Source organism: Francisella uliginis (genome assembly GCF_001895265.1).
Taxonomy (GTDB): Bacteria; Pseudomonadota; Gammaproteobacteria; order Francisellales; family Francisellaceae; genus Francisella; species Francisella uliginis.
The window spans coordinates 1,473,799-1,486,505 of sequence record NZ_CP016796.1; the positions used below are offsets into that span (position 1 = coordinate 1,473,799).

Genomic DNA, 12,707 nt, shown 5'->3' on the forward strand with positions numbered 1-12,707 from the left:
TTAGTGTTAGTTTAATTTTTTATTATAAAATAGAGCTAAGCTTTGATTCTAGAAAAATACTACAATAGAGATATAGTTAACACATTCACATCTATAACTTTATTCATAATATCGATAGTATCTGCCAACCTTCTTATTAGGCTTTTCCATGAAGCTTACTCAAGAGGTCTAGGAATAGATTCGATAATAAAATTTGTTATTTTAACACTACCTGAAAATGTAAGTCTCATAGCTCCAATAGCAATGTTTCTAGCAATTGTCATTTGTTTTGGTAAATACTTCTCCAACAACGAGATGTTTGTAACTCTTGCAGGTGGTGTAACATGGATGGAAATAGTTAAAAATACCTTAAAGCCTGCTGTGGTACTAACTATTATAACTCTAGCAACAACAATGTATCTAACTCCTCTTTCAAAACAAACTTTAGATATATATCAATCATCCTTATCAGCTCAAGCACTCTTATCATCGGTAACTGACGATAAAATTATAAAAATCCCAGATGGAAGAGTTTTATATATAAAAGATAAATCAGGAAGTAATTTACACAATGTGTTTTTATATCAAAAAACCGCAAAAGATAATGAATACAAAGTTATTACAGCTCCTAATGCACAAATAGATTCAAATAAAAAAGCAGCTTATGTTGATTTTAAAGATGTAAATATCTATACAAGAAATCCAAAGAACTTTGAAACAAGCTATGGTAAAGCTGATAAAGCTATTTATACAATCTATGACGATACTATTAGAGATTTTGATCATAGAAGAGTTGATAGATACTATATGCATTCTTTAATAGAGAACTTTGATAATAAAGATTCGAAACTTGCAACTGCATGCAAGGGAGAGTTTTTTTCACGCATAAATAACTCTTTAGCTGTATTAGTAGCTTCTCTAATTGCTCTTGCTCTTTGTCGTTTAAGACCAAGACAAAATAAATATGCGAAGCTGCTACCAGCAGTTGTAGTATTAGCTATATACTTATGTACAAATATGTTTATTAATACTTGCATGACTAATGGCTCCATACCTGTTTGGATAGGTGCATGGTTACCTCATATAGTATTTATAATATTTGCTATTAGAGCCATTAGAAAACAAAACGGATCGTCTAGGAAAGGATAAAGAATGTTATTAAACCGTATAGATCGTTATATTTTTAAAACTGTATTTGGTAGCTTTCTAATAGTTACGATAATATTTTGTATTCTTTTCTTTATATTTACATATCTTGCTCAAGTAAGTAACAATAGCAGTGGTGCAAGTAATATTGAATTAATTATAAATACTTTTTATCAACTACCTGGGATACTTTATACCTTACTACCTGCATGTGCTATGGTTGGTGCTCTTATGGGACTTAGTCTACTTGCAAACCATTCTGAGATAATTATTCTTAGGGCATCTGGACGTTCAACGTTTCAAATAGCTAAAGGGGTTGTTTTAGTTGGTATAATCGGCTCTTTAGTCACAATGGTTTTTGGTGGATATATAGCTCCTGTACTTCAAAAAATATCAGATACCAATACTGTTGCATACAATACCCATGATTTATGGTTTAAAAACAAAGATGGTCTAATGAATATTTCTAATATTGACCCACAAGAAAGAAAAGCTCATGGTATTAGAAAATTTATTATAAAAGATAATAAGATTACACAAATACGTTATGCTCAAACAGCAAGATATACAAACGATACTGTTGCTGATGTATACGACATAAGTAAAGTTACATTTCCGACTACAGAACGACAAAAACACATTGATATAGAAAGTGGTATTAATAAAACAAACTGGTCAAATCCAATACCAATATCAGTAGCTCAAGTAATTACCATTAATGATGATGACTATTTAAACTTCACTCAATTGAGTAAGTATATGTTTTCACGAGGTCAAACTAACGACACAGCAATAGCTTTAAAATTTTGGCAAGAAATCTTCCAACCAATATCTCTAATGGTTTTAATATTATTATCAGTACCATTAAGTATCGGCTCAACAAGATCATCAACGTTAATAATTAAGTTGATACTTGGAGCTTTCTTTGGTTTTGCCTTTTTTATTATTAACCAGATTTTTGGCCCTATTGCTTTAATATTGCATATCCCGCCAATATTTGGAGCCGCAGGACCAACAGCGATAGCTTTAATATTACTAATTTACCTATTCATAAAGTCAAAAGAAACTTAATTAATATATGAACATATCAAAACAATCTCTAAATAACGATTTAAATATATACATAAAAAAAGACTCTCGAGCTCCAGTTATTCTATCACAGATATGGTACAAAGTTGGATCAACATATGAGCCTCAAAAACTTACTGGCATATCACATATGTTAGAGCATATGATGTTCAAGGGTACTGACAAATACTCAAAAGATGATTTAAATAGCATTGTAGAAAATAATGGTGGTATCCAAAATGCTTTTACAAGCTTTGACTACACTGCTTATTATCAGTTTTGGCATAAAAAAAATCTGGAGCTTAGTTTATCTATAGAATCTTCGCGTATGGCAAGTTTACTATTTGATGAGAATGAGTTTATTCCAGAAAGAAAAGTTGTATTAGAAGAACGCAATTTACGTGTTGATGATAAGGCTTTTAGCTATGCTTTTGAGCAATTTATGAAACTTGCTTATCAAAATAACTCACGCCATACACCCATTATTGGTTGGCGTGAAGATATTGAAAACTATACTCTTAGTAATCTAAAAGACTGGTATCAGCAAAACTATGCGCCTAATAACTCAAGTATTGTTTTAGTTGGTGATATCAATGAAGATTCAGCTATTGCTATGGTAAAAGACTATTTTGGCAATATCCCTAAATCAACGCTAAAAGATCATACTAAAGAATCTAGCTTAGTAAATATTGGTTATAGACACTCACAAATTAAGAAGTCTCCAAATGACACAGCTGTTGCAATACTAGGATATATCACTCCTTCACTGACAACAGATTATGAGAAAAATGACCCTTTTGCTCTTATGATCTTAAATAATATTCTTGGTAGTGCTGATGCCTCAATATTACAACAAAAACTAGTACGTGAAGAAAATTTATGTTGTCATATCGATAGTGAATACTCACCGTATATAAAAGGTGAAGATATATTTATTATCACTGCCGTAGCAAACCATGGCCAAGAGCTTGGGAATATCCAAGAAAAAATAGAAAAAACTATACATGATTTAAAAACAACAGGGATATCTCAAGAGCAATTAAATAGAGCTAAAGTTACTATCAAAGCAGATAAAGTTTTTGCTATGGACTCACTGGAAACCCAAGCAAATCTTATCGGTTCACTCGCTAGTATTAACCTAGATGTCGATTACTATAAATATTTAGAAAAACTTTATGATGTGACTGTTCAAGATGTAAATCGAGTCCTTGATAAATATTTCAATCAAAAAAACCTTGCAGCTTTGCACTTATTAAGGGATTAAAACATGATCCAAAAATTCAATATTGATGATACACCAATTTATTTTCAAAAATCACAAAGCTTACCAATGCTAGATATACAGCTAAATTTTAGAGCTGGTTCAGCATTTGATGGTAAATTACATGGCCTAGCAGATCTTGCTGTAAGTATGTTTGCAACAAGAACACACATCTCCTGCGAGCAAGAGCTTATAAATAAGATAACTGACATTGGTGTATCAATACATGCCGAAACAACTAAAGAATACTTTAATATCAAAATTCGTTTACTAAACGATAGTCAGATTATTGATGAAACTATCAAAATTCTTAATGAGATATTTACAGTTCCAGATTTTGATGAGAGCATATTAGGCAGAGAAAAAATACAAACTTTGACTCATATAAATTACTTAAATCAACAGCCAAACTATTTAGCGTCTTTAGAGTTCTCAAAAAACATTTTTGCTAATAACCCTTATAGTCACCCTGTTATTGGTTATGAAAGTACTGTTAAAGATATAAGCTCTAAGGATATAGCTGACTTTTTTAATAAATATATTTGTGCAAATAATGCTAATATTTGTATTGTTGGAGCTGTTGAATTAACTCAAGCAAAAGATATTTCACAACAAATTATTAACTCATTGCCTAAAGGCGTTAAAAACACACAAGTTTTTAACCAACAAGTAAATGATTCCAAGACCATCAAAAAAACTTTTGATAGTAAACAAACATCTATTTTGATGGGACATCAATTATTACTAGATATTCAAAATCCTTTATATTTCCCACTAAAACTTGGTAATGAAATACTTGGTGGCGGAGGTCTAAACTCGCTACTATTTAACAAAGTTCGCGAGGAGCTTGGACTAGTTTATAATATTGGTAGTAATGCAAATCTTAATCCAGATTATGGTAGCTTTGTAATATCAGCTCAAACTAGTGATCCTAAGCTTGCTCTAGAAACTATAAACGATGTTTATGGCAACTTCATCAAAAGTATATTGGATGATAAAACCTTAGAAAACTCTAAAAAACATATTGAAGGCACACATTTACTTAGCTCTGTAAAAAATAGCTCAAAACTAAATATGCTATCATCTATTGCAAATAAAGATCTTCCTTTAGATTTTTTTGATACCTATGTTGAAAATATCAATAATGTAACTGCTACACAAATACATGATTCATTCTTACAGATTCAACAAAATAAATCTATAACTGTAATGGTTGGAGATGTCTAACAGTGAAAACAAACACTATTCGTGTAATTTCTGGAAAATATAAAAACCGTAGACTTAAATTCCCTAATATAAATGGCTTACGCCCTACTTCAGATCAACTCAAAGAGACTATATTTAACTGGCTTACTCCTTATATACACGATAGTATCTGTATTGATGCTTTTGCTGGTAGTGGTAGTTTAGGTATCGAAAGCTTATCACGAGGTGCTGCGAAAGCTATATTTTATGAATTTAACTTCAAAGCTTTACAGCAAATCAAAGATAATTTAAGAACTCTAGATATATCAAATTTTGAGATATCTAAGGCTGATAGTATCAAAGCTCTTACAAAGCTAGACATTCAAGATTCTCAAGTAATCATATTTCTTGATCCTCCTTTTAATAAAAATATAGTTCCTAAAGCACTAAACTCAATACTTGAAAATAAACTTATACCCAAAGGTACCATCATATATATTGAAACTGAAAAAGATGCAAAATACTCATTAGATGGTTTTGATATTTTAAAAGAAAAGAGTACGTCTAATATTTGTGCAAAACTTATTACAAAAATCATTTAATTTTAAAAAATAATCTCTAAAATATAGCCATCACTAGGCTATTGGAGATAGCAATGTACCATGTTGGCATTACAGGACCATTAATTTTTACCATAATGTTTCTATTAGGAATAATCGCTGAAAGTATGACTGGGGTTATTTCCTCTTCTAGAAGAAACATGGATGCCTTTGGTGTTGTTGCTATTGCTCTTACAACAGCTCTAGGAGGTGGTGTAGTAAGAGATGTGTTATTAGGCAATCTACCTGTAACTATCATGCTACACCCACACTATATTGTTATTTGTCTATTTTTCTCAATAATTGCTATTTTCACACAAAAATATATAAATAAATTTTATAACATATTCTTGATCCTTGACTCTATAGGTCTTATAGCCTTTGCATATATTGGTAGTAGCATAGCATATCATGTATGTACTACTGTCTTTGAGATGCATTTTCTAAGTGTATTTATTGTTGGTATTGTTATTGCAATTCTTAATGGTGTAGCTGGAGGAATTATGCGAGATATGATTTGTAATGATATTCCCGTTGCATTTACATCTGAACTATATGCCTCAGTAGCAGGAATAGTTGGTGGAATGAATATTGTGTTTATATACCTAAATATAAACTTATATTTAAGTGCCGCGATAATAATAGGTATAGGCTTAACTACAAGAATATTGTCTATAGTTTATAAGTGGAAGCTACCTATCATCTAACACAATATAAAAACAACAAAATAAAGCATAAATCTCACACAGCACTGAGTCAAATATATGCTTAGTTCTTAACGACCAAACAATTAGAATGTTCTTTAGTATTACGTATGAAAAATGTCTAGCTTATAGTCAATCCGACTGTATTATGTAATCTTATGCAGTCATCCTAAACTTGATTCAGGATCTCTTTACTTTGGCTAGGAGATTCCGGATCAAGTCCGGAATGACAGGTTTTATTTTACTTGTGTCATTCGGATTAACCATATTTTAAAGATAGAAAACTTTTATACAGCTTTTAATTAAAAAAATTTCGAGGTATCTATGAAAAGGAAGTTATTAAGATCTATACCATTATTAAGTGGTGCTTTATTACTCGCAGATTGCGGTAAAAATGAAAGTGTCGAAGAAACTCAAATAGTAAGCGAATGTAATGGTCTAGTCTGTAGCATCGCTATTGAGGACGTCCAACTTAGAAGATATACAAATGTCTTAGGTGCTACTAAAGATAGAGTCGTAAAAAGAGAAGCTCTAACAGGTCCTGAAGATAAAATAACTTGGGAACTAAACAATGGAGATTTAGCTACCAACAACCAATTAATGAATAAAGGCTTAATGCCTTGTATAGGAGAAGTATGTACTCTTAACTCTAACCCAACAGGATGGGTATACGACTCAGAAGGTCCTCAAGATATAAATGTCCATGGAACTATCGTAAAACCTGATGGCACTAGACTCGAGATAGATAAAAATGCCGTAGTAACTCCTAATATAGGAGAACCTATTATCACTGTAAAGAAAAATAGTGATCTAGATTATACTTTTACCGCTGATATGTCTGATACCGGAATTCCTGAAAATGCTACTTTAACTTGGTATGTGAATGATAATGAAATCGGTTCCGGAGAAACTGTAAACTATACATTTGATAGCGCCAGTACAGAATATACTATAAAACTAGTTGTAACTGCAGAAACTATCAATGATATTACCGTTGAACAAAAAATAACCTCTGGAATGCTTGCACCTGAAATAGATACAAACTCTATCGTTATCAATGGCAAAAACGTAAGTATCTCTGTAGATAATAGCCAATCAGGTTTACCTGCAGGGACAACTTATACTTGGTCTGTCGAAGGAACCTCTGTAACTGCTCAAGGATTATCTACAAGTTTTGACTTACCTGAATATGGTAAAGAATATACTATTAAACTTATTGCTACCCCTCCTCAAGGATCATCTTTTGAAGCTTCTACTCAAGTAACTTCAAAATACGGTACTCCAACTATAGATATTCAAAACCTATCTGGATTACAGTATAAGTTTAGTATTAACACTGATGCTACAGGAATACCTTCAAACGCTGTCTACATAGTTAAAGTAGATGGAACTGAAATTGCAAGAGGAAGTACTTCTGAGCTTATATACAACTTCAACACACCTGGCAATCATAATGTAGAGCTTGATATTCAAGTGGCAGGAACTACCGTAGCTACTATATCAAAAAATATTGATACTACTGGACAAGAAGCTGTAGAACCTACTTTTGCTTTAAATAGTGTTAATAACAATCCTTTACACTATAAGGCTACTGTAGATACTACAGGCACTATAATAGAATCTAGCTGGGATAGAAAATGGCTTATAAATGATGAAGTTGTTAGCACTACAGATACATTAGATCATATCTTTGAACAAACTAGTACTCAATATACTATAGAATATATCGCCTCCTCTCCTGATGGCAAATATACAAGAAGTGCTAAAAAACAATTCACTACCGCTCCTGCTAAAGCTCCTAGTAGTATCTCTGAGGCTAAAGTACAAGGTAACTTAGAATATGAACTTTCCGTTGATCTAGCTAATACCGGTATTACTGATAACTGGTCTCTAGAATGGTCTAGTAATCCTAATGCTACTTTTACAGCTGCTAATCAAACTACTACTAATGTTAGCTTTGATGATTACGATACTAGCTATAATGCAACATTCACTGCTACTCCTCCTCTAGGATCTGCAGCTAATCCTGTTTCTATAACTAAAGCTATTACTACTGGCGTTGAAGATCAACCTGATTTAACTCAAAGCTCTACTAGCCCTCTTGACTATACAATCTCTGCTGATCTAAATAATACTGGTATCGATAATACTTGGAATATAACTTGGAAAGTAAATGATCAAGTAGTTTCAAATGATTTAAATACTCTTAACTACACTTTCCCTTTAACTGGTACTAGCTACACCGTTAGCTATACCGCTACTAAAAATGGACAAACTAGACAAGCTAGTATAGATATCACTACTGCCAATGCTACGGCTCCTGAAAATATCTCTCAAGCTAAAGCTCAGGGTAACTTAGAATATGATCTTTCTGTCGCTCTAACTAATACCGGTATTACTGATGATTGGACTATAGCTTGGAGCTCTACTCCTAATGCTAACTTCTCTCCTGCTGATCAAACTAATACTAGAGCAAGCTTTGATAACTATGATACTAACTATAATGTAACTTTCACCGCTACACCTCCTGCTGGTAGTGGTCTAAGCCCTGTTAGCCTAAATCAAACTATTACTACTGGGGTGGAAGATCAGCCTGATTTAACTCAAAGCTCTACTAGTCCTATTGACTACACAATCACCGCTGATTTAAGTAATACTGGTATTGATAATACTTGGAATATAGTTTGGAAAGTAAATGATCAAGTAGTTCCTGGTAACTTAACTACTCTTAATTATACTTTCCCTTTAACTAGCACTAGCTATACTGTTAGCTACACCGCTACTAAAGCTGATCAAACTAGACAAGCCAATATCAATATAACCACCCCAGCTGCTAGAGCTCCTGCAAATATAACTGAAGGAACTCAGATATCTGTCCGTGAATATGAACTAGCTGTTGATCTAACTAATACCGGTATTACTGATGACTGGTCTCTACAATGGTCTAGTGATCCTGATGCTACTTTTACAGCTGCTGATCAAACTAGCACTAATGTTAGCTTTGATGATTATAATACTAACTACAATGTAACATTTACTGCTACTCCTCCTCAAGGATCTACAGCTAATCCTGTTTCTATAACTAAAGCTATTACCACTGGTGCTGCTATACAGCCTACTATCTCACATCAAACTACTGCTAATCCTCTACAGCTAAACTATACTGCTAATATTAGCCAAACTGATATTGATGGGAGTTGGACTCAAAAGTGGTATATCGACAATATAGAGGTACCAGGTGCTACCGGTGATACCGCTACTTTAGACTTCGCATTAGCTGGTACTAACTACACTGTCAAATATGTAGCTACTAAAGATGACCAAACTAGACAAGTCACTTCAAGTGTAACTACTCCTAATGCAAAAGCTCCTGAAAATATCTCTCAAGCTAAAGCTCAAGGAAATTTAGAATATGATCTTTCTGTTGATCTAACTAATACCGGTATCACTAATGATTGGACTATAGCTTGGAGCTCTACTCCTAATGCTAATTTCTCTCCTGCTGATCAAACCAACACTAGAGCAAGTTTTGATAACTATGATACTAACTATAATGTAACTTTCACCGCTACACCTCCTGCTGGTAGTGGTCTAAGCCCTGTTAGCCTAAATCAAACTATTACTACTGGTGTGGAAGATCAGCCTGATTTAACTCAAAGCTCTACTAGCCCTATCGACTATACTATCACAGCTGATTTAAATAATACCGGCATTGATAATTCTTGGAATATAACTTGGAAAGTAAATGATCAAGTAGTTCCTGGTAACTTAACTACTCTTAATTATACTTTCCCTTTAACTAGCACTAGCTATAATGTTAGCTATACTGCCACTAAAGGTGATCAAACTAGACAAGCTAATATCAATATAACTACTGCTACTGCTAGAGCTCCTGCAAACATAACTGAAGGAACTCAAACATCTCCTCGTGACTATGAATTATCTGTTGATCTAGCTAATACTGGTATCACTGATGATTGGTCTCTACAGTGGTCTAGTGATCCTAATGCTACTTTTACAGCTGCTGATCAAACTAGTACCAATGTTAGCTTTGATGATTATAATACTAACTATAATGTAACATTCACTGCTACTCCTCCTCAAGGATCTACAGCTAATCCTGTTTCTATAACTAAAGTTATTACTACTGATTTTAAAAGTCAGCCTGGCTTAACTCAAAGCTCTACTAGCCCACTAGATTATACAATCTCTGCTGATTTGAATAATACCGGTATCGATAATACTTGGAACATAGTTTGGAAAGTTAATGATCAAGTAGTTTCAAATAACCTAAATACTCTTAACTACACTTTCCCTTTAACTGGTACTAGTTATAATGTTAAATATATAGCTACTAAAAATGGACAAACTAGACAAGCCAGTATTGATATAACTACTCCTCAAGCAAAAGCTCCTGAAAATATCTCTCAAGCAATTGCTCAAGGTAACTTAGAATATGATCTTTCTGTCGATCTAACTAATACCGGTATTACTAATGATTGGACTATAGCATGGAGCTCTACTCCTAATGCTAATTTCTCTCCTGCTGATCAAACCAACACTAGAGCAAGTTTTGATAACTATGATACTAACTATAATGTAACTTTCACCGCTACACCTCCTGCTGGTAGTGGTCTAAGCCCTGTTAGCCTAAATCAAACTATTACTACTGGAGTGGAAGATCAGCCTGATTTAACTCAAAGCTCTACTAGCCCTATTGACTACACAATCACCGCTGATTTAAGTAATACTGGTATTGATAATAATTGGAATATAGTTTGGAAAGTAAATGATCAAGTAGTTCCTGGTAACTTAACTACTCTTAATTATACTTTCCCTTTAACTAGCACTAGCTATACTGTTAGCTACACCGCTACTAAAGCTGATCAAACTAGACAAGCCAATATCAATATAACCACCCCAGCTGCTAGAGCTCCTGCAAATATAACTGAAGGAACTCAGATATCTGTCCGTGAATATGAACTAGCTGTTGATCTAACTAATACAGGTATCACTGATGACTGGTCTCTACAATGGTCTAGTGATCCTAATGCTACTTTTACAGCTGCTGATCAAACTAGTACTAACGTTAGCTTTGATAACTACAATACCAACTACAATGTAACATTTACTGCTACTCCTCCTCAAGGATCTACAGCTAATCCTGTTTCTATAACTAAAGCTATTACCACTGGTGCTGCTATACAGCCTACTATCTCATATCAAAACACTGCTAATCCTCTACAGCTAAACTATACTGCTAATATTAGCCAAACTGATATTGATGGGAGTTGGACTCAAAAGTGGTATATCGACAATGTAGAGGTCCCAGGTGCTACCGGTGATGCTGCTACTTTAGACTTCGCATTAGCTGGTACTAACTATAACGTTAAGTATGTCGCCACTAAAGATGACCAAACTAGACAAGTTACTTCAAGTGTAACTACCCCTAACGCTACTGCTCCTACAGATATCACAGAAGGCTCTGCTATAGATGCTAGAAACTTTAACCTATCTGTTGATCTAACTAATACTGGTATTACTAATGATTGGTCTCTACAGTGGTCTAGTAACCCTAGCGATAGCTCTTTCTCTCCTGAGAATCAAGATACTACTGTAGCTACTTTGAACTCTTACAATACTGATTATGCTGTTACTCTGACTGCTAACCCTCCTGCCGGTAGTGGTGCAAACCCTGTTAGTGTAACTCAAATTATTACTACGGGTAATGCCACCCAACCAACTTTAGGTTATACAAATACCGCTAGTCCTCTTGAGTATAATTATACAGCAGATCTAACTAATACTGATGTTGATGCTAGCTGGACTCAGAAATGGTATATAAATGATGTAGAGGTCCCTAGTGTTACTGGTAATACAGCTACTCTAGAGTTCCCATATACAGGCACAGTATATAATGTTAAGTATGAAGCTACTAAAGATGGACAAACTAGACAAGTAACTGAACAATTAGTTACTCAAAACGCTACCACTCCACAAATAAATGTATCTGATGCTTCTTCTGATGAAGATCTTATACATACTGTAACTGCTGATTTATCTAATACTGGTATTACTAATGATTGGACTTTAACATGGAGCTCTGATCCAACTGCTTCATTTAATGATGCAACTGCTAATTCTACAGATGTGACTTTTGGAAACTATGACTCAACCTATACTATCACTTTAACCGCTACTCCTCCTAATGGTTCAACCGATACGACTAAAGTCTCTACTCATACTATTGCCACTGGTAGCCAACCGATAATTTACCCAACCTCTGCTATCTACTCGGTGCCTCCTGAAACAGGCGCAACTGCCTCAGATATCGTTAACGCATTCCAAAGTTTTGGGCTCCCTGTCGGAATCGATGCTGTAGAAGTTAAAAGTGAAGAACAATTTGAATGGCGATGCTCTCCTGGCTACGGAATGACGGAAGAGGCTAGCACTCTTTCTGTTGGTGGCTTCTCAAATACCAACAAGTCTGTCGAAGGAAAAATTCCAATACGTATAAACACAAATATTAATACCCGATACCCTGAGTATAGTTACCAAACCAGAGCTTCTACTTCCTATGTGGTTAGCAATGCCAAGGTGTCTGGTGGAGTTTCATATAGCTGGCAAATTGGTTGTTTTGCTATAAATTAAACATAAATTTATTTAATTTCTGAATCTACAAAACACTTATTAATGGGCTAGTAGTATTTAAAATAATAAATCTGTAGAACTATACTTTTGATAATCTTTAATTCTATATATTTA

At 33.9% G+C, this 12,707-nt stretch carries 6 protein-coding genes and 1 pseudogene; all 7 read left to right on the forward strand.

What is annotated here, in order from left to right:
* Positions 1–42 precede the first annotated feature (42 nt).
* Positions 43–1,128 (forward strand): LPS export ABC transporter permease LptF, encoded by a 1,086-nt coding sequence (lptF, locus tag F7310_RS06995; protein WP_072712784.1) that lies wholly within the window; start codon positions 43–45, stop codon positions 1,126–1,128.
* 3 nt (positions 1,129–1,131) lie between these two features.
* A complete protein-coding gene (gene lptG / locus F7310_RS07000; RefSeq protein ID WP_072712786.1) occupies positions 1,132–2,196 on the forward strand; it encodes an LPS export ABC transporter permease LptG in 1,065 nt (354 codons plus the stop codon).
* A 7-nt stretch (positions 2,197–2,203) separates the two neighbouring features.
* Positions 2,204–3,457 (forward strand): M16 family metallopeptidase, encoded by a 1,254-nt coding sequence (locus tag F7310_RS07005; protein ID WP_072712787.1) that lies wholly within the window; start codon positions 2,204–2,206, stop codon positions 3,455–3,457.
* Positions 3,458–3,460: 3 nt separating this feature from the next.
* Complete coding sequence (locus tag F7310_RS07010; RefSeq protein WP_072712789.1) at positions 3,461–4,681, forward strand: M16 family metallopeptidase; 1,221 nt, start codon at positions 3,461–3,463, stop codon at positions 4,679–4,681.
* A gap of 2 nt (positions 4,682–4,683) precedes the next feature.
* A pseudogene (gene rsmD, locus F7310_RS07015) lies at positions 4,684–5,261 on the forward strand (16S rRNA (guanine(966)-N(2))-methyltransferase RsmD).
* A 33-nt stretch (positions 5,262–5,294) separates the two neighbouring features.
* Positions 5,295–5,945 (forward strand): trimeric intracellular cation channel family protein, encoded by a 651-nt coding sequence (locus F7310_RS07020; protein ID WP_072712792.1) that lies wholly within the window; start codon positions 5,295–5,297, stop codon positions 5,943–5,945.
* Positions 5,946–6,266: 321 nt separating this feature from the next.
* Complete coding sequence (locus F7310_RS07025; RefSeq protein ID WP_072712793.1) at positions 6,267–12,593, forward strand: hypothetical protein; 6,327 nt, start codon at positions 6,267–6,269, stop codon at positions 12,591–12,593.
* The last annotated feature ends 114 nt before the right edge of the window (positions 12,594–12,707 follow it).

What these genes read in the sequence shown, in the direction of transcription:
- lptG (WP_072712786.1), top strand. Translation starts at nt 1,132, where the DNA reads ATGTTATTAAACCGTATAGATCGTTATATTTTTAAAACTGTATTTGGT.
- F7310_RS07005 (WP_072712787.1), top strand. Translation starts at nt 2,204, where the DNA reads ATGAACATATCAAAACAATCTCTAAATAACGATTTAAATATATACATA.
- F7310_RS07010 (WP_072712789.1), top strand. Translation starts at nt 3,461, where the DNA reads ATGATCCAAAAATTCAATATTGATGATACACCAATTTATTTTCAAAAA.
- F7310_RS07020 (WP_072712792.1), top strand. Translation starts at nt 5,295, where the DNA reads ATGTACCATGTTGGCATTACAGGACCATTAATTTTTACCATAATGTTT.
- F7310_RS07025 (WP_072712793.1), top strand. Translation starts at nt 6,267, where the DNA reads ATGAAAAGGAAGTTATTAAGATCTATACCATTATTAAGTGGTGCTTTA.